This window comes from Stenotrophomonas sp. 2YAF26 (genome assembly GCF_052114625.1).
Lineage (GTDB): Bacteria > Pseudomonadota > Gammaproteobacteria > Xanthomonadales > Xanthomonadaceae > Stenotrophomonas > Stenotrophomonas indicatrix.
The window spans coordinates 119939-140273 of record NZ_JBFRFC010000016.1 but is presented as its reverse complement, the minus strand read 5'-3'; the positions used below and the strand labels follow the sequence as shown (position 1 = coordinate 140273).

19 protein-coding genes are annotated in these 20335 nt (G+C 67.1%); 9 read left to right on the top strand and 10 right to left on the bottom strand.

The features are described 5' to 3' along the window. The first annotated feature begins 109 nt into the window (after positions 1-109). The 5 genes from msrB (at position 110) to AB4Y98_RS16705 (ending at position 3392) form a co-directional block, all read left to right on the top strand. Entirely contained in the window at positions 110-577 is a 468-nt protein-coding gene (gene msrB, locus AB4Y98_RS16725) for a peptide-methionine (R)-S-oxide reductase MsrB (protein ID WP_442244740.1), read from the top strand. A 100-nt stretch (positions 578-677) separates the two neighbouring features. Next, positions 678-1532: a flagellar motor stator protein MotA gene (gene motA, locus AB4Y98_RS16720; protein WP_012509934.1), complete on the top strand. Its 855-nt coding sequence runs from the start codon at positions 678-680 to the stop codon at positions 1530-1532. A 3-nt stretch (positions 1533-1535) separates the two neighbouring features. Beyond that, positions 1536-2474, top strand: a complete 939-nt coding sequence (gene motB / locus AB4Y98_RS16715) for a flagellar motor protein MotB (protein ID WP_442244739.1) — start codon at positions 1536-1538, stop codon at positions 2472-2474. Between the two features lie 119 nt (positions 2475-2593). Next, positions 2594-3103 carry a hypothetical protein gene (locus tag AB4Y98_RS16710; protein WP_089238433.1) on the top strand — a complete coding sequence of 170 codons (510 nt, stop codon included), beginning with the start codon at positions 2594-2596 and terminating at the stop codon, positions 3101-3103. 13 nt (positions 3104-3116) lie between these two features. Further along, a complete protein-coding gene (locus AB4Y98_RS16705; RefSeq protein ID WP_223494123.1) occupies positions 3117-3392 on the top strand; it encodes a DUF4031 domain-containing protein in 276 nt (91 codons plus the stop codon). A 136-nt stretch (positions 3393-3528) separates the two neighbouring features. Here the strand turns inward: AB4Y98_RS16705 and AB4Y98_RS16700 are convergent, their stop codons facing one another. Beyond that, positions 3529-4071 (bottom strand): DUF6630 family protein, encoded by a 543-nt coding sequence (locus AB4Y98_RS16700; RefSeq protein WP_025878402.1) that lies wholly within the window; start codon positions 4069-4071, stop codon positions 3529-3531. 90 nt (positions 4072-4161) lie between these two features. On the opposite strand from AB4Y98_RS16700, the gene AB4Y98_RS16695 reads away from it, so the two are divergent. Next, a complete protein-coding gene (locus AB4Y98_RS16695; RefSeq protein WP_025878401.1) occupies positions 4162-4410 on the top strand; it encodes a DUF3297 family protein in 249 nt (82 codons plus the stop codon). Between the two features lie 81 nt (positions 4411-4491). Here AB4Y98_RS16695 and AB4Y98_RS16690 read toward each other — a convergent pair whose 3' ends face one another. The 3 genes from AB4Y98_RS16690 to AB4Y98_RS16680 form a co-directional block, all read right to left on the bottom strand. Continuing rightward, positions 4492-6135, bottom strand: coding sequence for a Na+/H+ antiporter (locus AB4Y98_RS16690; protein ID WP_025878400.1), 1644 nt, complete (start codon positions 6133-6135; stop codon positions 4492-4494). A gap of 238 nt (positions 6136-6373) precedes the next feature. Further along, positions 6374-7183, bottom strand: a complete 810-nt coding sequence (locus AB4Y98_RS16685; RefSeq protein WP_442244738.1) for a dioxygenase family protein — start codon at positions 7181-7183, stop codon at positions 6374-6376. A gap of 43 nt (positions 7184-7226) precedes the next feature. Then, the gene (locus tag AB4Y98_RS16680; protein WP_442244737.1) at positions 7227-7637 is read right to left on the bottom strand and encodes a DoxX family protein; all 411 of its coding nucleotides are present in this window, start codon (positions 7635-7637) and stop codon (positions 7227-7229) included. Positions 7638-7731: 94 nt separating this feature from the next. Between AB4Y98_RS16680 and AB4Y98_RS16675 the strand changes: the two genes are divergently transcribed. Further along, the gene (locus AB4Y98_RS16675) at positions 7732-8613 is read left to right on the top strand and encodes a LysR family transcriptional regulator (RefSeq protein WP_025878397.1); all 882 of its coding nucleotides are present in this window, start codon (positions 7732-7734) and stop codon (positions 8611-8613) included. Positions 8614-8707: 94 nt separating this feature from the next. Here AB4Y98_RS16675 and AB4Y98_RS16670 read toward each other — a convergent pair whose 3' ends face one another. Then, positions 8708-11770 (bottom strand): bifunctional diguanylate cyclase/phosphodiesterase, encoded by a 3063-nt coding sequence (locus tag AB4Y98_RS16670; RefSeq protein WP_442244736.1) that lies wholly within the window; start codon positions 11768-11770, stop codon positions 8708-8710. A gap of 174 nt (positions 11771-11944) precedes the next feature. Between AB4Y98_RS16670 and AB4Y98_RS16665 the strand changes: the two genes are divergently transcribed. Next, a complete protein-coding gene (locus tag AB4Y98_RS16665) occupies positions 11945-14056 on the top strand; it encodes a M13 family metallopeptidase (protein WP_394198644.1) in 2112 nt (703 codons plus the stop codon). Positions 14057-14190: 134 nt separating this feature from the next. Here AB4Y98_RS16665 and AB4Y98_RS16660 read toward each other — a convergent pair whose 3' ends face one another. Next, the gene (locus AB4Y98_RS16660; protein WP_025878394.1) at positions 14191-15120 is read right to left on the bottom strand and encodes an oxygenase MpaB family protein; all 930 of its coding nucleotides are present in this window, start codon (positions 15118-15120) and stop codon (positions 14191-14193) included. A 310-nt stretch (positions 15121-15430) separates the two neighbouring features. Here AB4Y98_RS16660 and AB4Y98_RS16655 point away from each other — a divergent pair, with 310 nt between their 5' ends. After that, positions 15431-16045, top strand: a complete 615-nt coding sequence (locus tag AB4Y98_RS16655; RefSeq protein ID WP_033832034.1) for a hypothetical protein — start codon at positions 15431-15433, stop codon at positions 16043-16045. Between the two features lie 39 nt (positions 16046-16084). On the opposite strand, the gene AB4Y98_RS16650 is transcribed toward AB4Y98_RS16655, so the two are convergent. The 4 genes from AB4Y98_RS16650 to AB4Y98_RS16635 form a co-directional block, all read right to left on the bottom strand. After that, the gene (locus AB4Y98_RS16650) at positions 16085-16429 is read right to left on the bottom strand and encodes a hypothetical protein (protein ID WP_312108141.1); all 345 of its coding nucleotides are present in this window, start codon (positions 16427-16429) and stop codon (positions 16085-16087) included. A 32-nt stretch (positions 16430-16461) separates the two neighbouring features. Then, a complete protein-coding gene (locus tag AB4Y98_RS16645; protein WP_033830239.1) occupies positions 16462-17232 on the bottom strand; it encodes a LytR/AlgR family response regulator transcription factor in 771 nt (256 codons plus the stop codon). Further along, a complete protein-coding gene (locus AB4Y98_RS16640; RefSeq protein WP_032977067.1) occupies positions 17222-18481 on the bottom strand; it encodes a sensor histidine kinase in 1260 nt (419 codons plus the stop codon). Before AB4Y98_RS16640 ends, AB4Y98_RS16645 begins: the two co-directional genes overlap by 11 nt. Positions 18482-18621: 140 nt before the next feature. Beyond that, positions 18622-20271, bottom strand: a complete 1650-nt coding sequence (locus tag AB4Y98_RS16635; RefSeq protein ID WP_442244735.1) for a M28 family metallopeptidase — start codon at positions 20269-20271, stop codon at positions 18622-18624. Positions 20272-20335 lie beyond the last annotated feature (64 nt).

Genomic DNA, 20335 nt, shown 5'->3' with positions numbered 1-20335 from the left:
CCTGCGCCTGCCCCTGTGTGCCGGCCATGAACGGCCATCACACTTGCAAGCGCGTGCCGACACCCCCACGTCTGCGGCATCCCAGGCCACAACCCCACGGAGAGCCGGCATGAGCGCTTTCGATCTGACGCCCCCCACCGCCACGCAGACCGAAGCCCTGGTCGCCGGGCTCAGCGCCGAGGAGCGCCGCGTGCTGCTGCAGCACGGCACCGAGGCGCCCTTCTGCGGGGTGTTCCTCGACAACAAGCGTGAGGGCGTCTACTGCTGCCGGCTGTGCGCGCTGCCGCTGTTCCGCTCCAGCACCAAATTCGATTCGGGCACCGGCTGGCCCAGTTTCTTCGCCCCGTTCGACCCGTCGCACGTGCGCGAGATCCGCGACAGCAGCCATGGCATGGTCCGCACCGAGATCACCTGCGCCCGCTGTGGCAGCCATCTGGGCCACGTGTTCCCGGACGGTCCGCCGCCCACCTACGAGCGCCACTGCCTGAACTCGGTCTCACTTTCATTCACCGGCAACGGCGAGCCGTGGCCCGATCCGCTGCAGCGTGGCGGCGCGGAGGCCGGCGTGGCGGGCTGACACCGCCGCAATGCCCCGCTGACCGACTTCACAGAATTCCCTCTTCAGAAACACCGGTGTCAGGCCGACAAGGAGATATCCCCCCTCCTTGCGTCGCGCCATGCTCATCATCGTTGGATTCCTGGTCGTCATCATCAGCGTGCTGGGCGGCTACCTCGGCGCACACGGCCGCCTTGGGGCGCTGTGGCAGCCCTACGAACTGGTCATCATCGGCGGTGCCGCGCTGGGTGCATTCCTGGTCGGCACCCCGGCCAAGACGGTCAAGCAGACGCTGCAGGCCATGGTCGGCGTGTTCAAGGGCCCGCGCTACAAGCAGCAGGACTACATCGATGTCCTCAGCCTGGTCTACGAACTGCTCAACAAGGCCCGCCGTGAAGGCTTCATGGCACTGGAAGACCACGTCGAGCGCCCGGCCGAAAGCGCGCTGTTCGGCAACTACCCGAAGGTGCAGGCCGACCACCACCTGATCGACTTCATCACCGACTGCCTGCGCCTGATGATCGGCAGCAACATCGAGCCGCATGAGCTGGAGCCGCTGCTGGAGCTGGAGCTGGAAAAGCACCACGCCGAAGCGATGGCGCCGTCACAGGTGCTGACCAAGGTTGCCGACGGCCTGCCCGGTTTCGGCATCGTGGCGGCAGTGCTGGGCATCGTCATCACCATGGGCTCGATCGGTGGCGACATCGTCGAAGTGGGTGGCCATGTGGCCGGCGCGCTGGTCGGCACCTTCCTCGGCATCCTGCTGGGCTATGGCTTCGTCGGCCCGATGGCCTCGGCGATGGAAGCCCGTGCCGAGCAGGACAGCCGCATCTACGAGTCGGTGAAGACCGCCCTGCTGGCCTGCCTGCGCGGCTACAACCCGAAGATCGCGCTGGAGTTCGCCCGCAAGACGCTGCCGTCGAACGTGCGCCCGGCGTTCTCCGACTTCGAGCAGCACCTGAAGACGGTCAAGTAAGCCATGGCCGAGACCAAGCCCACCGTCATCGTCCGCCGGGTCAAGAAGGCCGGCCACGCCGCCCACCATGGCGGTTCGTGGAAGGTGGCCTATGCCGACTTCGTGACCGCGATGATGGCCTTTTTCCTGGTGCTGTGGCTGATGGCCAGCACCAGCAAGCCCGAGCGCGCAGCCATTTCCGAGTACTTCCGCAACCCCAGCCCGCTGGTCGGCTCCAGCGCGACGCCGGCGCCAGGCATGGCCGGGCCGGGCGGTGCCAGCACCTCGATGATCAAGCTCGGCGGCGCCACCGATGTTTCGCGCGGCAACAGCAACGATCCCTTCCAGAACCAGCAGAAGTCGATACCGCAGCCGGTGGACGAGCAGCAGCGCGACAAGCAGCAGCTGGAAGCGCTGATGAAGGAACTGCAGGAAGCGATCAGCCGCAGCCAGGCGCTGGAACCGTTCAAGGACCAGCTGCTGCTGGACCTGACCCCGGAAGGCCTGCGCATCCAGATCGTGGACAAGCAGAACCGGCCGATGTTCGACCTCGGCAGCGCCACCCTGAAGCCGTACACCCAGCAGATCCTGCACGAGCTGGCCGAGTACCTGAACCACGTGCCGAACCGGATCAGCCTGACCGGCCACACCGACATCACCGCCTATTCGGCCGCACGCGGTTACGGCAACTGGGAACTGAGCGCCGACCGCGCCAATGCCGCGCGCCGCGCGCTGATCGATGGCGGCCTGGAAGACAGCAAGATCACCCGCGTGGTCGGCCTGTCTTCGTCGGTGCTGTTTGACAAGGCCGATCCGCAGAACCCGATCAACCGCCGCATCAGCATCGTGGTGATGACCAAGGCTGCCGAGGAAGCTGCGCTGGCCGGCGCTGGGCCGCACGTGGGCCTGTCGGCGACCACCGTGGACCCGGACGTGCAGGCCGCGCAGGGGCCAGCAAAGTAATAGGTGGGTGTGGACCTGGGTCCGCACATCCGGGAAAAGCGTGCGGACCAAGGTCCGCACCCACCAATGGTCATGCCGCTTACAATGGCGGTCTTTCCGATTTCAGGTGATCCCACCCCATGTCCCAGTCCTCCAAGGCCAAGCGCGACAAGCGCAAGAAGCAGCAGGCCAAGCGCCCGTTCCTCCGTCTGAACGCCCAGCAGCAGGTGCAGAACCATGCCGTGCTGGTGAACGAGGACGGCCAGGCCGTGGCCGCCATCGGCCTGCAGGGCCGTGAGTGGCTGCTGGCCATCGGCGGCCAGACCATGGGCAACGCCGACAACCCGGTGCCGATGCTGGCCATGCTGAAGCACCTGTCCAACGTGCAGGAAGCCGAAGGCCGCAAGGTCACCCTGGAATATTCCGAGCTGATGCAGAAGCTGCTCGACACCCTGGCCGAAGAAGCGGGCCAGACCGGCGAGGAGTACCTGGACAAGCTGGTGGCCGAGTTCGCCAGCGAGCAGGCTGAAGACGCAGCAGCCGAAGGCGAAGCTGCCGATGAAGCGGCTGCGGACACTGCCGGCGCCGAAGGCGCTGCCGACGCGGAGGCCGCTACGGCCGCCGACGCCGACGGCAAGCCGCAGGCCTGATCCGGCTGCGGCGGTGTCGGTCTACGTCGATGACGCGGTGCATCCCTGGCGCGGTCAGCGCTGGGCGCACCTGATGGCCGATACCCTGGCCGAGCTGCACGCGATGGCGGCGCAGCTCGGCATTCCTCCACGGGCCTTCCAGAACAAGGCCAGCGGGGCGCATTACGATGTCACCGCCGAGCTGCGTGCGCAGGCACTCGCGCTGGGCGCGGTAGCCATTTCCCGGCACGCGGATCGCGCACAGGTGAAAGCGGTGATCGCCAACGCCAGGGCGCAGTACCGGCCGTAGGCGCGCCCAAGGAACACGAGGGCGCGATTGGCATGAACGCATCGCAATGCGCGCGGAACCTGCCGCGACACATTGGACACGATTCATCCAGCACGGCGAGAAGCAGCCGGGCATGGCCCGGCGCTACCGGTGACTCTCAGAACGGGTCGCTGCCCAGCCGCACTTCCACGTTCAGCAGCGAGCACAGCGCCAGCAAGGCGTCGTCATCGCGGGTCAGCGCCATCCAGCCACTGAAGCCGTCGTTGCCGGCATCCACGCTCCACAGCGTGTAGTTGTGCTCGCGCAGGCGGTCGAAGGCGGTGCTCATCAGCTGCACGCCGTCCAGGTCCGCGGCGAAATCCTCGTCGTCCAGGTCGCCACCCCAGTCCAGCTGCAGGTTGAAGCGCGCCGACAGCTCGTTCACCGCCGACTGCAGCGAATCGAAATCATCACGTTCGACCTCGAAGCCCGACTGCCAGGCGATGGCCGTGAACAGCGCCGGCAGCCAGTCGCTGTCGGCTTCCAGCGGCTGGCCGTCCTCGGACAGATGCTCGCGCCAGCGGTTGAACTGCTGCAGGGCCAGCTCTTCGTCACCGGGGTTGATCAGCACGAGCAGGTTCCAGACCCGCGCCTCGAAGTCGTCCTCGTCGAAATCGTGGGCGTCTTCCTCGAAGTCGAAATAGTCGCTGTTGTCAGGCATGGCGGAACGTCCTCGGGAGCAGGGGGGCATTCTACGGTTTATCCTGTACCGCTGAAGCCGGCCGTGGTGGCCGTCACTGTGAATGAAGCGATGAGCGATACCCCTCCCGACCACCTGGCGATCAACCCGGCCAGCCCCTTCCACGATGCGCAGGCCCTGGAGCGCGGCGTCGGCGTGCGCTTCAACGATGTCGAGCGCGACAACGTCGAGGAATACTCGGTCAGCGAAGGCTGGATCCGCGTGCAGGCCGGCAAGGCTCGTGACCGTCGCGGCAACCCGATGACCATCAAGGTCAAGGGCAAGGTCGAGGCGTATTTCCTGGAACAGAAGCCGGAGTAACCGGCCGTCCCGGGGCGGGGTCAGATCCCTTTCCTGCGGAAAGGGATCTGACCCCGATCGGCAGCCCGGTCGGCATACCGTTCACTCGCGCTTGCGCGATTCCAGCAGGTCGAGGTTGCGGATCAGCCGCCGTGCGATCTCGTCCGACACCACGCCGCGGCGGGTCAGCCGGAACAGTTCCTCGCGTTCGGCATTCAGCCCGGCGCTGCGCAGCTGGCGATAGCCCATCTCCATCCGGTTCACCTTCTCCGGGTCCACGTCCGGGTTGTCGCGGTCCAGATGCCGCTGATACAGCAGGCTCACCCGCGATGCGGCGTCGTTGTACAGCTGCACGTTCTCGGTGTTCTGGTTCAGCACCAGCTGCTGGCGCATGCGCTCCACGCCCGCCAACGCGGCCTTCGAGGACAGCTTGCGGGCGAGATCCTCTTCCTTGCGCTCACCCGAATCGGCCGGCAGCTGCAGGCCCTTCAACAGCTGCGGCAGCGCCACGCTGGCGCCGACCAGCGAGCACAGGATCACCGCAGCAGCCAGGAAGATCACCAGGTCGCGTGCCGGGAACGGGCTGCCATCGGGCAGGAACAATGGCAGCGTCAACACGCCGGCCAGGGTGATCGCACCACGCACACCCGCCACCGAGGTGGCCACCACGATGCGCCAGTTCGGTGCCTCGCCACGCTCAAGGCCGCGGCGTCGCGCGCGCAGCAGGTTCCAGCGCAGCGACAGCCACACCCACAGCAGGCGCAGCGCAATCAGCGTCGCGTTGATCACCAGCACGTAAACCAACAGCCACCACGCGCTCTGGTGGCCGCTCTCGTTCATGGTGGTGGTGGCGCGTTCGACAATGCCCGGCAACTGCTCGCCCAGCAGCACGAACATGATGCCGTTGAAGCTGAACTGCAGCATGTTCCAGACGCCGGCACGCTGCACGCGCATGCTGCCGGAGACACGGCCGGTCATTTCCACGTAGCTCATGGAAATACCCGCTGCGACCGCAGCGAGAATGCCCGACGCGTTGATTTCTTCTGCCAGCAGGTACGCCGCGAACGGGATCAGCAGGTTGACCAGCATCGCCGCGCCCGGCTCTTCGCCGAAACGGCGCCACAGCCAGCGCTGGAACGTGGACACGCCGAGGGTGACCGCCACGCCGACGGCCAGGCCGGCCACCGCTACCCACACGAAGGTCAGCGAGGCGGTCGCCAACGAGAAGGTACCGGTCATCACCGCCGCCACCGCGAAGCGGAAGCAGACCAGGCCGGAGGCATCGTTGAGCAGTGACTCGCCTTCCAGGATGTGCATCAGGCGCTTGGGAATCGGTGCCTTGGCAGCGATCGCGCCGACCGCCACCGGATCGGTCGGTGACACGATCGCGGCCAGCGCGAAACACACCGCCAGTGGCATCACCGGAATCATCCAGTGGATCAGCAGGCCCGCGCCGATCACGGTGAACACCACCAGCCCGAACGCCAGTTCGAGGATCGCGCCCTTGTCGCGGAACAGGCCCTGCTTGGGAATGCGCCAGCCATCAAGGAACAGCAGCGGCGGCAGGAACAGCAGGAAGAACACTTCCGGTTCCAGTGCATGACCGCGGTTGAATACCCCGGCGATCACCGCGCCGAGGCCGATCTGCACCAGCGGCAGCGGCAACGAGAATGGCAGGACGCGAACCAGGTAACCGCTGGCGACAACGGCCACCAGCATCGCCAGGACGACTTCGATGGTGTGCATGCTTCTTCCACAGGAGCGGCGCGTGGGGCCGGAAAAACCGGAGTGCGCCGGGGGACGGGAAAAAACTTAACACAGCAGGCCGCCACTGCGCCCAGCGATCTGAATGCGCGTCAGGACCGCGACAGCAAGCGCCGCCCGATCCAGGCCGGCGTGCTGGCCACGTCGTCATGCACCACTGCCAACCGGCCCTGCACGTGTCCTGATGCAGGGCGTTCCAGCCCTGGCAGCAGCGGTGGGGTCACGCCGCATCCTGAGCGCGCTCGGCGCCATCGAAGCGGTACAGGTCCATCGCCAGGAAGCCGGCATCGATACCGGCATCGATGCGCTTGGCACCGAAGCCACCCTCCCCCGCCGCACCCATCGCAAAGTACAGCGGCAGCAGATGCTCATCGGTGGGATGCGCACGCTCGGCAAACGGTGCCTGTCGGCGGTAGTCGAACAGGGCATCGCGGTCATTGGCAGCCAGCCGCTGCTCCACCCAGTCGATGAAGGGGCGCACGTAGGGCGCTTGCTTGCCGTCCTGATAATGGCCCCAGTCGTGCAGGTTGTGGGTGATGCTGCCCGAACCGATCAGCAGCACGCCCTGTTCGCGCAGCGGCGCCAGCGCACGGCCCAGCGCGAACTGATGCTGCGGGCCCAGCATCGGCTGGATCGACAGCGGCACCACCGGGATATCGGCCTGCGGGTGCAGCAGGCGCAGCGGTACCCACGCGCCATGGTCGAGGCCACGTTGCGGATCGAGTGCCACCGGCAGGCCGGCGGCGGCGATGCGGCCCGCTACCTCTTCAGCCAACGCCGGATCACCGGGCGCCGGGTACTGCAGCGCGAACAGTTCGCGTGGGAAGCCGCCGAAATCGTGGAGGGTGGGCGGCTGCGGATGGTTGCCGACCAGCGGCTGCCGGGCCAGCCAATGCGCCGAGGCGATGACGATCGCACGCGGCGTTGGCAGGTCGCGGGCCAGCTCGGCCAGCCGCACGCCGACCTGGCCCGGATGCAGGGCGGTCATCGGCGAGCCGTGGGAGATGTACAGCGAAGGCAGACGGGACATGATCTTCTCCAATGACAGGAACAGGCAGCAGGCCGGGTGACGGTCAGCGCGAACGCAGGGTCCAGCGGCCATCGCCAAGCAGGAACAGCACGACCAGGGCCAGCGCCCAGAACGCCGGGTATTCCCAGCCACCGCCCGCGTTGGCGAAGCTGAAACCGTTGGCGCCATGCACGGTCACGATGGTGCCCAGCAGCAACGGCACACCGAGCAGACCGATCCAGCGCGCGTAGATGCCAAGCAGCAGCGCTGCGGAAATCGTCAGTTCAACGGCAATGGTGAGGTAGCCGAGGACGCCGGGCAGGCCCAGCGACTCGAAGAAGGCAGCAGTACCTGCCGGGGTGAACACCAGCAACTTGGTCAGCGCATGGACCAGGAACAACACGCCCAGGGCCAGCCGCAGCAGGGTCGCGGCATACGGGGCGAGCGGAGACATGGGGGCGGCGGTAGCGTTCATGGGATACCTCGGTAGGGACAGGGCACAGGTTATTGCGCCCTCCATTGCCGATAAATACGATGGATCGACCGTATTTATTTCAGAAGGCGCAACAATGGACACCCTGGATGCCATGCGCGTGTTCGTCGCGGTGGTCGAACGCAACGGCTTCAGCGCCGCCGCACAGGCGCTGGACATGTCCACGGCCGGTGTCACCCGCCAGGTCGCCGCGCTGGAAAAGCGCCTGTCCACCCGCCTGCTCCACCGCACCACCCGCCGGGTCAGCCCGACCAGCGCCGGCGCCGCCTACTACGCGCAGTGCGTGCGCCTGCTGGCCGAGTTCGATGCGCTTGAGGCCAGCATCGGCGCACAGGCGCTGGAGCCGTCCGGCACGCTGCGCATCAACGCACCGGTCAGCTGGGGCATCGCCCGCCTCGGCCCTTTGCTGGCCGGCTACCGCGAGCGCTTCCCGCAGGTCGAGCTGGACCTGGCGCTGTCCGACCGCCTGGTGGACATGGTCGAAGAAGGCTACGACGTGGCCATCCGCATCACCCGCGAACCGGGCCCGAGCCTGATCGCGCGGCGCCTGGGCCAATCGCGGATCAGCCTGTGTGCCGCACCGGCCTACCTGGCCGCACACGGAACACCGCAGGCACCAGAGGATCTGCAGACCCACGCCTGCCTCGGCTACAGCTACTGGGCCGCCGGCGACCACTGGCCACTGCAGGGACCGGGTGGCGAAGTGAAGGTTGCAGTGACCACCCTGCTGCGCGCCAACAATGGCGACGTCCTGCGCGAAGCCGCGATTGCCGGCATGGGCGTGATCCTGCAGCCGGACTTCCTGTTGCACGAGGCGCTGGCCGATGGCCGCCTGGTGCGCATCCTGCCCGGATGGGAAGCTGAGCCGATCGGCATCTTCGCCGTCTACACCAGCCGCAGCCATCTCGCACCGAAGGTGCGCAGCTTCATCGACTACCTGGTGGAAACCGGGGTGTAGGGGATTCGCGCGACTTCCGGTAGTGCCGGCCGCTGGCCGGCATCCGCATGACATCGATTGCCCTCGGCTGCCAGCCAGCGGCCGGCACTACCGGTCAAACGACAACCTCATCCAGCTGCGCGATGATCTTTTCCAGCGGTGCCGGCCGCCCCAGCAGGTAGCCCTGCACCTGGTCGCAGCCATGCGCGGCCAGCCAGTCCAGCTGCCCCGGCGTCTCCACGCCCTCGGCGATGATCGTCAGCCCCATGCTGTGGCCCAGCGACAGCAGTGCCCGGCAGATCGACGCGTTGCGGGGATTGGTTTCCACGTCGGCCACAAAACTGCGATCGATCTTCAGGACGTCCAGCGGCAGGTGCTGCAGGTAGGACATGCTCGAGTAGCCGGTACCGAAATCGTCCAGCGACACGCGGATGCCCTGCTCGTGCAGGCGCTGCATGGTCTGCATCGCCTGTGCCGGCTTGCGCATCAGGCTGCTCTCGGTCAGTTCCACGTGCAGTGCACCACGGGCCAGGCCGAAATCCTGCTGCGCGCGGGCAAACTCGGCCACCAGATCGCTGTTGAAGAACTGCACCGCCGACACGTTGACCGCGATCGACAGCTCGCCCCACCCCGCTTCGACCAGACGCCGCTGCGCCTGTGCCGCTGCGCGGATCACCCAGCGTCCCAACGCCAGGATCAGGCCGGTGTCCTCGCACAACTGGATGAACTCGCTGGGCGGGATGAAGCTGCCATCGGCCTGCGGCCAGCGCAGCAGCGCCTCCAGCGACGCCGGGCTGCCATCGCTGGCGTGCCGGATCGGCTGGAAGTACAGCTGGAATTCGTTGTCGATCGCCGCGTGGATGCGCCCGGCCAGGCGCAGGCGGTCGGCCAGGCGGATGGTCACCGCCGCATCGAACCAGGCCACGACGTTGCCTTCGGCGCGGGCCGCGTGTGCTGCCTGTGCGGCCATGCCGATCGCCTGTTCCGCACTGTGGCCTGCATCGGCGTCACGTACCGCCACACCAATGCGGGGTTCGAACTGGTGCAGCGAATCCTGGCCGCGCATCGGTGCCGAGACGATCTGCAGCAGATCGTCCAGCACGCGCTGGGTATTGTGTTCCGGCGCGATGGCCAGCACGAAATCCTCCGCCGGCTGGAACGCCAGCAGGCCGAAGCGCGCGCCCAGCCCGCCCAGGCGCGAGGCCATCGACTGCAGTACCGCGTCGCCGATCTCACGACCCAGCGTATCGGCCACCAGCTGCAGACCGCGCAGCTGCACATAGGCGATGGTGTAGGCGCCAGCCTGCTCGTCCAGCTGTTCGCTCAGTGCGCGCACGTTGAGCAGGCCGGTGGCCGGGTTGTGCCGTGCGTGATAGGCCAGGTCGCGCTCGTAGGCCAGGCGCTCGCTGACATCCTCGGCCAGCACCAGGCACGCGGGCTGGCCATCGAAATCCAGCTGCGACAGGTGCACGCGCACTTCGAACACACTGCCATCCTTGCGCTGGTGCAGGCGCACCGCAGCGTCCTGCAGTTCACCACTGCGCACCTGCGCGATCGCGCCCTTGACCTCGTCCCAGCCCTCGCGTGGGCGGATGTCGAGGATACTCATCGCCAGGAATTCGTCGCGGCTGTAGCCGTACTGCTGCACGGCCGCCTCGTTGACCTCGATGAAGCGCAAGGTGTCCGGATCGAACACCCAGAACGGCGCGGGGTTGCGATCGAACAGCAGGCGGAAGCGGCGTTCCACCTGGCGCATCTGTTCGCGTGCCTGGTAGCGCTCGCTGAGGTCGGTCAGTGCGCCGATCATGCGCCGCTGCCGATCGACCACCGCTACCCGCTGGCCACGCGCGGCAACCCAGCGCACGGCACCGCCGGGCAGCACCAGACGGAATTCTTCGTCGAGTACAGCGTTGCCGGCGAAGGCCTGATCGAAGGCCTGCTGCATGCGTGCGCTGTCATCGTGGTGCACGCGGGCGAAGAATTCGGCCACCGGCAGCGCATCGGTCTGCACACCGAAGATCTCGCGCGCCAGCGGTGACCAGCGCAGCAGCGCAGCGTCTTCGTCGACATACCAGGTGCATACGCGGCCCACCTGATGGGCCAGGCGCAGCTCGGCGTGGCCGGTGCGCAGCTCTTCGGCCATCGACTGCTGCCGGTGCGTGCTGCGGCGCACCGCGTACAGCAGCACCAGCAGCAGCACCACGTAGGCCAGCATGATGGCGATCGCCGCCTGCAGATACGGCCACCACGGCTTCAGCACACCTTCGTTTGCCAGGCCGACCTGCACCGCCAGTGGACTGCGCTCAAGGGTGCTGATGGTGGAGATGCGCGGTATCTGGTCCACCGCTCCGGGAATGCTGCCCAGCTCGACCACTGCCTGCCGGCCCAGCAGCGTGCGTGCCGGCAGCGTGTAACGGCGGCCGACGGTGCCGTGCGGATCGGGGACACGGGCCAGCATGTAGCCATCGGCGTCGCTGATCGAGGCCAGGCCACTGGGCCCCACATCCAGACCACCCACGATCCGCTGCAGTTCGCCGCAGCGCAGCCGTGCCAGCAGCCAGCGATCGCCAGCCATCGGCAGCGCCAGCGGCACCACCCAGCCACCATCGCTGGCACGCTGCGGCGGCCCGATGTACAGCGCACTTCCCTGCCCCCGTCGCTGCGGATCGGTCCACAGTGGCAGCTGCAGGTCGCCCTTGCCGGCGGTCAGGGCGCGGCCATAAGTATCGAGCACGACGATGCTGTGCAGTTCAGCGTGCCGGCGCAGCACGCCGGCTATGGCGGCGTCCAGCAGCCCAGGCGCCTGCGCAGGCACCGTGCGGAACAGCTCGGCCGCATCGGCGGCGATGCCGGCCATCGCCCGTTCCAGGTTGCGCAGCTCCAGTGCCAGCAGGCGCTCGCTGCCTATCGCCAGCGCCCGGCTCTGCCGCTGCGCGGCTTCCAGCCGGCGCTGGTAATCGTTGGCCAGCATCGCGGCCAGGCCTGCCGCCAGCAGCACGCCCAGCACCACGCCGCCCCAGGTAATGGCACGCAACGGCCGGGCCAGCGCGTGTCTCAGCGCCGGCATCGGTCGGTCTTCCCTGTGCAGTCGGCTGGCTTCATGCGCGAACGATTCCTCCACATCCCCGACCTCAACGGCCGGCGGACGCCATTCTTGACGCCTCGACCCGTCCTGCATGCGCCCTCCCCCGGGTGCTGCAGACATCCAGCCCGCAGCATGCACCACGCCGGTGACCGCGTGAAGATCGCTGCGGCGTGTTCAGCCAGATCACGCACAGTGCTGGCCCTGTCGAGCACGTCCAGCCGGCCCGCAGCGGATTAGACTTGGAGTTTTCCGCCGCAAGAGAAGTCCATGTCCAAGCTGCGCCGCCCCACCCTGGCACTGGCCATCGTTGCCAGCCTGTCCCTGGCCGCCTGCGACCGCCCGGCCGATCCGGCCGCCGGCACCGCCGCACCGGCCGAGGCGACACCCGCTGCCGCCAAGCCGATGCTGGGCAGCTTTGGTTTCGATGCCAGTGGCATGGACCGCAGCATCGCCGCCGGTGACGACTTCTTCGGTTTCGCCAACGGCAGCTGGGTGAAGAACACCGAGATTCCGGCCGACCGCTCGCGCTTCGGCAGCTTCAACGTGATTGCCGAGAAGACCCAGGCCGACACCCGCGCGATCCTGGAAGGCGCTGCCGGCAACGCCCAGGCCAGCGGCGAAGACAAGCTGATCGGCGACTACTACGCCGCCTACATGGACGAGGCCGGCATCGAGCAGCGCGGCCTGGCACCGGTGCAGCCGCAGCTGAAGAACATCGATGCGATCGCCGACAAGGCCGGCCTGGCCCGCGCCCTCGGCGGCGACGTGCGCGCCGACGTCGACCTGCTCAATGCCACCAACTTCTACACCGACCGCCTGTTCGGCCTGTGGGTGTCGGTGGACCTGCTGCAGCCGGACCGTACCGCGCCGTACCTGGTGCAGGGCGGCCTGGGCATGCCGGACCGCGATTTCTACCTGGGCGGTGGCCGCATGGCCGACCTGCGCAAGCAGTACCAGGCCTACATCGCGCAGGTGCTGCAGCTGGCCGGCGTGGCCGACCCGGCCGGCAAGGCGCAGCGCATCCTCGCCCTGGAAACGAAGATCGCCCAGGCGCATGCCACGCAGGAAGAAACCAATGACGTGACCAAGGGCGCCAACCCCTGGACCCAGGCCGACTTCAACGCCAAGGCCCCGGGCATGGACTGGGCCGCGTTCCTGGACGCCTCAAAGCTTGGCCAGCAGCAGGACTTCATCGTGTGGCAGCCCAAGGCCGTGGCCGGCCTGTCCAAGCTGGTGGCCACCGAGCCGCTGGATGCCTGGAAGGACTACATGACCTTCCACGCGCTGGACCGCGCCGCTGCCTACCTGCCGAAGAAGTTCGCCGATGCGCGCTTCGCCTTCCACGGCACCGCGCTGAGCGGTACGCCGCAGCAGAGCGACCGCTGGAAGCGTGCCGTGGATGACGCCAACCATGCCGTCGGCGAGGCCATCGGCAAGCGTTACGTCGAAAAGCACTTCGATGCCAAGACCAAGGAACGTGCCGACGAGATGGCGAAGAACATCATCGCCGCCTTCGCCAAGCGCATCGATGCACTGGCCTGGATGTCACCGCAGACCAAGGCCAGCGCCAAGGCCAAGGTGGCCGGCCTCACCGTGGGCATGGGCTATCCGGACAAGTGGCGCGACTACACCGGCCTGGACATCCGTCGTGATGATCCGCTGGGCAATGCGCAGCGCGCCGAGCTGTTCGAGTACCAGCGCAACATCGCCAAGCTGGGCAAGCCGGTCGACCACAGCGAGTGGGCGATGCTGCCGCAGACCATCAATGCGATGAACGTGCCGCTGGAAAACCGTCTGGTGTTCCCGGCGGCGATCCTGCAGCCGCCGTTCTTTGACGGTGCCGCCGACGACGCGGTGAACTACGGTGCGATCGGCGCGGTGATCGGCCACGAGATCAGCCACGGCTTCGACAACGCGGGCGCGTTGTTTGACGACACCGGCAAACTGCACAACTGGTGGACGGCCGAAGACCTCAAGCAGTTCAACGCAGCGGGCGATGCGCTGGCCGCACAGTTCAGCAGCTACGAGCCGTTCGCCGGCGTGCACGTCAACGGCAAGCTGACGCTGGGCGAGAACATCGCCGATGTCGCCGGCCTGGGTACCGCCTACGATGCCTACCAGCTGTCGCTGCAGGGCAAGCCGGGCCAGACCCTGGAAGGTTTCACCCCGGACCAGCGCTTCTTCCTCGGCTTCGCCCAGGCCTGGCGCAGCAAGAGCCGCGAGCAGGCGCTGCGCAATTCGCTGCTGACCGACGTGCATGCACCGGGCCAGTTCCGCGCGTTGACGGTGCGCAACATCGACGCCTGGTACCCGGCGTTTGAAGTGAAGGAAGGCCAGAAGCTGTACCTGGCCCCGGACAAGCGGGTCAAGGTGTGGTGATGTAACGCAGACGGGCGCCGAAAGGCGCCCGTTTTATTTCCATGGGTAGACGCCAACCTTGGTTGGCGTTCTTCCGGCATCCACGCATCGCATGGATGGGCACCGCGGCAAGGCGCGCCGACCAAGGTCGGCGCCTACCGGGGCAATGCCGGCCACTCGCGCAACGATTCCACCGGCACGCCCACGCGGGCGCAGGCGCGGCTCGCCAGGCCGTCGGGCAGCGCGCGGCGGAACAGCGGCGCCATGCCCTGCATCAGCTTCGCCGAAGCTGCGGCCTGCGCACGCTGGCGCGTGCTGCGCTCGAGCATGCCCTCGGCCCAGTCCGGCAACAGCGCGGCACCGGCACCGAGGAATATCTCGCGCGACAGGCCGGGCACCGGTACAGGCAGCCGCACGCCGGACAGCACCTGCAACACTTCGCGTGAGCGTTCGTCCACCACCAGCTCCGGCTGCCGCGCGCAGAAATACGCATCCACTTCCGCTGCACTGCGTGGTACGTCCACCGCGCCAAGCGCTTCGGCCACGCAGCGGTACTCGTCGTAATAGCGGTCGGCGATCGCGGCAGGCACCTCGCGCCCGTAGCGACGATAGCCCTGCAGGAAGCCGTAGGCCTCGGTCACGTGCACCCACGTCAGCAGGTGCGGATCATCGGCGGCATACGGCTCGCCCTGCGCGGTATGCCCGCGGATCTGTGCGTGGATGCGCCGCACCTTGGCCACCAGCGCTTCCACCTCGCGCGCCGGCGCGTAGCTGGTGCCGGCCACGAAGGCAGTGGTGCGGCGCAGGCGGCCGACCAGGTCCTGGCGGAAATTGGAATGATCGTAGACACCGGCCAGCGCGCGCGGATGCAGCGTCTGCAGCATCAGGGCACACAGACCGCCGGCCAGCATCGAGGGCAGCTCAGCGTGCATCCGCCAGGTCACGCTGTCCGGCCCGAACCAGCCTGGATCGCCCAGTGGATGGTCGTAGTCGATGCCGCTCTGGCCACGCGGAAACGCATCCAGGACCCAGCGCCGGATCGGCGCGGTGACGGGGCGGGAAAGACGGTGCAGCAACGGCGGCATCATGGGTCCAGATCGGCGGAGGGGCGGACCGCGTCCTGCGCGGTCCACCCCGATTCTGGTCGATCACGACCGGCACAGCGAGCCCACCCGCTCAGCGTCGGTTTCATGTGCGTGCGCAGCACGTTTCACCCTGCGACATCTTGTCGCAGGCCACGCGAGCAATGTTGCGTCGCACCAATATTCACCTGTTCAGACAGAACCCTTGTGCCGCGTGGCCTTGAGGCCATTGCACCGCTCGCTGGAAGTGCTAGAACTGAACCCGCCACACCGTCCACTGCAGATCGCCGCACGTTCCACCAAGGAGCCAGCCATGATTGCTTTGTTCAAGGGTTTGGGATTACTGCTTCGCGACAACGAGCTCTACAGCAGCCCGTTCGAAAAACAGGTCGCGCACTGGCGCACCCTCAGCGAACAGCAGATCCGCGATGAAGTGGCGGTGCTGGCCCAGGCCAAGTGCCAATGGCTGATCACTTCGATCGTCGGATGGCAGGCGGCTTCGCTGCTGATCCTCGGCCTGATCACCAATTACCTGTGGCGCGACGACTACCACATCACCTTCACCCGCGTGGTCGTGGTGTTCGGCTCATGGATCTCGATCCTGTTCGTGATCTGGTTCATGGCCAACATGTTCGACCGCACAGCGGGCTTCGAACGCTGGATGAAGGCCTTCAACAGCCGCGCCCGCATCACCTCCAAGGCCGACAGCGTCGAGCACGTGGCCGAAGCGCTGGACCTGGCTGAACACTATCCGGAAGTGCTGGACTACAAGCAGGCGGTCACCGCCAAGCGCGAGCTGCGCCACGAGGACATCCGCATCATGACCGAGATCGGGCGCATGAAGCAGCATTCCGAACTGGTGGGTCGCCTGAATCATGTCGGTGAAACCGAACACCATCACGACATGACGCTGCAGCCGGCTTACTGAGCCGAACGCAATCCGGGGGGAGCCACAATGCCACCGTGCTCAGTCACGGTGGCATTGTTCTTTCTGCACGTCGCTGACGCACTGGCGGAAGTCCTTGGGCAGGCCGCTGACCTGCTCGGTCTTGCCTGCGGCCACCGCGAACCGGCGCAGCGGCGGCGTCGCGCAAGCGGTGTCGGTGCTGCAGCCCGGCGCCAGCACCAGGTAATGGCATTGGCCACTGCTGCTGGCGATGCATTCGAAACGCGCCACGCCATCGACCACCGTGCTCTTGCTGTACAGCGTGTCCACGCCATTGGCATTGGTGCGGGTGATCGACGTGTTGCTGGACTTTTCGCAGCCGGCGATGGCCAACACGGCGACAACTACAAGCAGGATACGGCGCATGTTCGTTCCTCGGTCGATGGCAATGGCTGCGGCTACATGCCGCGGAACAGGCTCATGAACGGCTGGCTGACCACCAGGGTTTCGGCACGCTGGCGCAGGCGCAGCACGCCACGGCCGGTATCGTCGCGGCTGACGGCTGCCACCGCCTTCATGTTGACGATGGTGGAGCGATGTACCTGGCGGAAGTGCAGCGGATCGAGCACTTCCAGCAGTTCGCGCAGCGGTGTGCGCAACAGGCTTTCGCCGGCGGCAGTGACCACGGTGGTGTACTTGTTGTCAGCACGGAAATAGATCACATCGTCCAGCATGATCAGCTGCGTATCGCGGCCATTGCTGGCGGTGATCCAGGCCAGGGGCGGCCGGTCGTTGGCGGCCGGGCCTGCACCCAGGCGCTGCAGCAGGCGCTCCAGCACCGCATCGTCCTGGCGCGTGGATGGCAGCCGCGAAAGAATGCGATCGCGCGTGGCCAGCAGCCGTTCGTCACTGACCGGCTTGAGCAGGTAATCCATCGCGCCCTGCTCGAAGGCATCGATGGCGTACTGGTCGTAGGCGGTGACGAACACCACCTGCGTGCGCGGGCTCAGTTCGGCCAATGACCGCGCCACTTCGATGCCGCTGATGCCGGGCATGCGGATGTCGAGGAAGGCGATGTCCGGCTGCTTCTCGGCCAGCTGTTCCAGCGCACTGGCACCGTCCTCGCATTCGGCCACCAGCTTCAGCTCCGGCCACAGCCGCCCGAGCTGCTCGACCAGCGAATGCCGCAGCAGCTCCTCGTCTTCGGCAATCAGCGCTTCAAGCGGCATGGCTGGGCTCCTTGGCCGACTGCGGCAGGGTCATGGTAGCGGCTACACCACTGGGGAAATTGGCGACGATCGCCACTCCGGCCTGCTCGCCGCAGGTCAGCCGCAGGCGCTCGCGCAGGTTCTTCAGGCCGATGCCGGTGCCGCTGGTGCCCTGTCCGAAACCGAGCCCATCGTCGGCGACCGTCACGGTGACATGGTCATCGAAACCACGCGCGAGGATCCAGATCGTGCCGCCGCCGGGCTTGGGTTCCAGGCCGTGCTTGATCGCATTCTCGACCAGGGTCTGCAGCGCCATCGCCGGCATCTTCACTTCGTGCAGCTCGGTAGGCACCTGCACTTCCACCGCCAGCCGTGCGCCCATGCGGATGCGCAGGATTTCCAGATAGGCGCGGGTACGTTCCAGCTCCACGCCCAGCGTGGAAACCGATTCATCCACCTGCGGCAGCGAACTGCGCAGGTACTGGATCAGGTGGCCGAGCATCTGCTCGGCGCGCGCCGGGTCGGTGCGGGTCAGCACCTGTGCATTGGCCAGCGAGTTGTACAGGAAGTGCGGCTCGACCTGCGCGTGCAGCAGGTTCAAGCGCGCGACCGACAGTTCCTTTTCCACCTGGGTCTGTTCGGCAGCGGCCTGCTCGTCGCGGCGCTGGTCGGCCACGCGGCGGCTGATCGCTCGGGTCACCGCTTCGGCGTTCTCATAGTTGCTGCCTTCATCCAGTGCCAGCAGATCGGCCCACCAGCCGGCGTCCGGTTCGAACAGCAGGGTGACGGTGCTGGTGCCCTGCCCCGGCGTTACCGTGGCCAGCACGCTGTTGCGTTTGATCGCCAGCCGCGCCGGCAGGTTCCAGCGCGACGGTTGCCGGCCGTTCCACAGGTCGACGCGGCGCACATAGGCACGTACCTGCAGACTGCCGGCAGAACTCTCCACCTCTTCCACCCGCGGCAGTTCGCCGACGGCAGCCTCGACCACTGCGAAGGCCTGCCCGGCATCCATCGGCAGTTCGATCTGCCGGCGCTGGCGGCCCGACAAGGTGGCGCCATCGAGGCGGCCGGCCACCAGCCAGACCCGGCGCACGTGGGTGATCGCGCTGCCCAGCGCGGAAATCATCAGGAACATCACCAGCAGCCCGAATACCCAGCCCGGGCCGTCGTTCATGCCGCTGAAGATGCCACTCCAGACCATGCCGGCAACGAACAGCGCCGCGGCCCAGGCCAGCAGATGACGGATGATGAGGGAGAAGCTGGCGATCACGGCGGCGCCTTGGTGGAAGGGGTGAGCCGAGCATAGAGCGCCCGGGGTGGCCGGCCAGCGGCCGGCACTACCAGGCATCACACGATTGCCGGCCAGCGGCCGGCAACCGGGGAGGCGCCGGGCGAACCCGGCGCATTCCCTTACTTGCGCTGGTCGGCGCTGGCGTCACGCACGGCGCGGAACGCCTCGTCCTTGCTCCAGTTCGGCCAGCTGCGCGAGTTGGCCAACTGGTTGCCCAGGGTGTACAGCACTCCCAGGTCGCGGGCGGCGCCTGCAAACACCCAGTCCGGCTGCCACTCGTCGCCCTGCTGGTGGTAACGCTTGGCGGTGTAGTCCTCGGACGCCTTCTTGCCCGCCGCGACGCCACCGTCCACCCAGTCCTGCCCGGCCGACCAGGACAGCGCGGGCACGCCACGCTTGGCGAACGGGAAGTGGTCGGAGCGGAAGAACAGGCCGGCCTCCGGCTTCGGGTCCGGCGTGTAGCGGATGTCCCAGCCCTTGGCCACGTCCTTCAACTGGTCCAGCAGCTCGAAGCGCGCCGCGCCGTAGATGCCGAAATCGCGCGACGGGCCGAACGGCGCCATGCCGTCCATGTTGATCATCGCCACGGTCTTTTCCAGCGGGTACAGCGGGTGCGTTGCGTAGTACTCCGAACCCAGCAGGCCCTTCTCCTCGGCGGTTACCGCCAGGAACACGACCGAACGCTGCGGACGCGGCGCCTTGGCGAAGCCGCGTGCCAGTTCGATCAGCGAGGCGGTGCCGCTGGCGTTGTCCAGCGCGCCGTTGAAGATGCGGTCGCCGCGTGCGTCGGGCTCGCCCACGCCGATGTGGTCCCAATGCGCGCTGTAGATGACGGTCTCGTCCGGATGCGTGCTGCCTTCCAGGCGCGCGGCCACGTTGTGCGAGGTAATCACTTCGGTCTTCACCGCGTACTTCGCATCCAGGCTGGCGCCGGTCAGCGGCACCGGGGTGAAGTCGCGCTGCTGCGCCTTCTTCTTCAGCGCCTCGAAATCCTGCCCGGCCGAGCGGAACAGTTCGACCGCCAGATCGCGCTGGATCCAGCCTTCCAGCAGCGGATGACTGTCAGCCGGATTGTCGCGCACCACGTCGAACATGGTGTTGGTGTTGGAGCCGGCCACCGTGGCCCAGCCATACGACGCCGGGGCGGTCTCATGCACGATCAGCACGCCGAGTGCGCCCTGGCGTGCGCCTTCTTCGTACTTGTACGGCCAACGGCCATACCAGGTCATGCCCTTGCCGTCGAAGTCGCCCTTGCCGGTTTCGAAGTCCGGGTCGTTGATCAGCACGACGGCGATCTTGCCCTTCAGGTCCACGCCCTTGAAGTCGTCCCAGTTGCGCTCTGCTGCCTTCACGCCATAGCCGAGGAACACCAACGGTGCCTTGCTGATGTCCACGCTGGTCGCACCGTTCATGGCTGCACGCACGGCGATCTGCTTGCCCTGCTCCAGCGCGATGGTCTTGCCGCCCTGCTGCAGCGACAGCTGCGGGGTGCCGACGATGTCGCCCTTGCGCAGCGGCACGGCCTGGGTCCAAAGGCGCTTGCCGTCCTTCAGGTCGCCGCCGGGCTGCAGGCCGGCGTCGGCGAACTGCTTGCTGAGGAAGGCGATGGTCTTCTGTTCGCCGGCGGTGGCCGGGGAGCGGCCTTCGTAGGCGTCGGAGGCCAGTTCCTTGACGTCGGCGGAGATCCGCGCGCCATCGAATTTCGGGGTGGCCGCCATCAGTGCGCTCGACACCGACAGGGCCAGCACGCCCAGTACTACTCGCTTCATTGCTCTCTCCAGCAGGGAAATCGTTCTGGAGTGTAAGGGGTAAGGGGTTCGGCAGGGCTGCGCC

What these genes read in the sequence shown, in the direction of transcription:
- msrB (WP_442244740.1), top strand. Translation starts at nt 110, where the DNA reads ATGAGCGCTTTCGATCTGACGCCCCCCACCGCCACGCAGACCGAAGCC.
- motA (WP_012509934.1), top strand. Translation starts at nt 678, where the DNA reads ATGCTCATCATCGTTGGATTCCTGGTCGTCATCATCAGCGTGCTGGGC.
- motB (WP_442244739.1), top strand. Translation starts at nt 1,536, where the DNA reads ATGGCCGAGACCAAGCCCACCGTCATCGTCCGCCGGGTCAAGAAGGCC.
- AB4Y98_RS16710 (WP_089238433.1), top strand. Translation starts at nt 2,594, where the DNA reads ATGTCCCAGTCCTCCAAGGCCAAGCGCGACAAGCGCAAGAAGCAGCAG.
- AB4Y98_RS16700 (WP_025878402.1), bottom strand. Translation starts at nt 4,071, where the DNA reads ATGCCTGACAACAGCGACTATTTCGACTTCGAGGAAGACGCCCACGAT.
- AB4Y98_RS16695 (WP_025878401.1), top strand. Translation starts at nt 4,162, where the DNA reads ATGAGCGATACCCCTCCCGACCACCTGGCGATCAACCCGGCCAGCCCC.
- AB4Y98_RS16690 (WP_025878400.1), bottom strand. Translation starts at nt 6,135, where the DNA reads ATGCACACCATCGAAGTCGTCCTGGCGATGCTGGTGGCCGTTGTCGCC.
- AB4Y98_RS16685 (WP_442244738.1), bottom strand. Translation starts at nt 7,183, where the DNA reads ATGTCCCGTCTGCCTTCGCTGTACATCTCCCACGGCTCGCCGATGACC.
- AB4Y98_RS16680 (WP_442244737.1), bottom strand. Translation starts at nt 7,637, where the DNA reads ATGAACGCTACCGCCGCCCCCATGTCTCCGCTCGCCCCGTATGCCGCG.
- AB4Y98_RS16675 (WP_025878397.1), top strand. Translation starts at nt 7,732, where the DNA reads ATGGACACCCTGGATGCCATGCGCGTGTTCGTCGCGGTGGTCGAACGC.
- AB4Y98_RS16670 (WP_442244736.1), bottom strand. Translation starts at nt 11,770, where the DNA reads ATGCAGGACGGGTCGAGGCGTCAAGAATGGCGTCCGCCGGCCGTTGAG.
- AB4Y98_RS16665 (WP_394198644.1), top strand. Translation starts at nt 11,945, where the DNA reads ATGTCCAAGCTGCGCCGCCCCACCCTGGCACTGGCCATCGTTGCCAGC.
- AB4Y98_RS16660 (WP_025878394.1), bottom strand. Translation starts at nt 15,120, where the DNA reads ATGCCGCCGTTGCTGCACCGTCTTTCCCGCCCCGTCACCGCGCCGATC.
- AB4Y98_RS16655 (WP_033832034.1), top strand. Translation starts at nt 15,431, where the DNA reads ATGATTGCTTTGTTCAAGGGTTTGGGATTACTGCTTCGCGACAACGAG.
- AB4Y98_RS16650 (WP_312108141.1), bottom strand. Translation starts at nt 16,429, where the DNA reads ATGCGCCGTATCCTGCTTGTAGTTGTCGCCGTGTTGGCCATCGCCGGC.
- AB4Y98_RS16645 (WP_033830239.1), bottom strand. Translation starts at nt 17,232, where the DNA reads ATGCCGCTTGAAGCGCTGATTGCCGAAGACGAGGAGCTGCTGCGGCAT.
- AB4Y98_RS16635 (WP_442244735.1), bottom strand. Translation starts at nt 20,271, where the DNA reads ATGAAGCGAGTAGTACTGGGCGTGCTGGCCCTGTCGGTGTCGAGCGCA.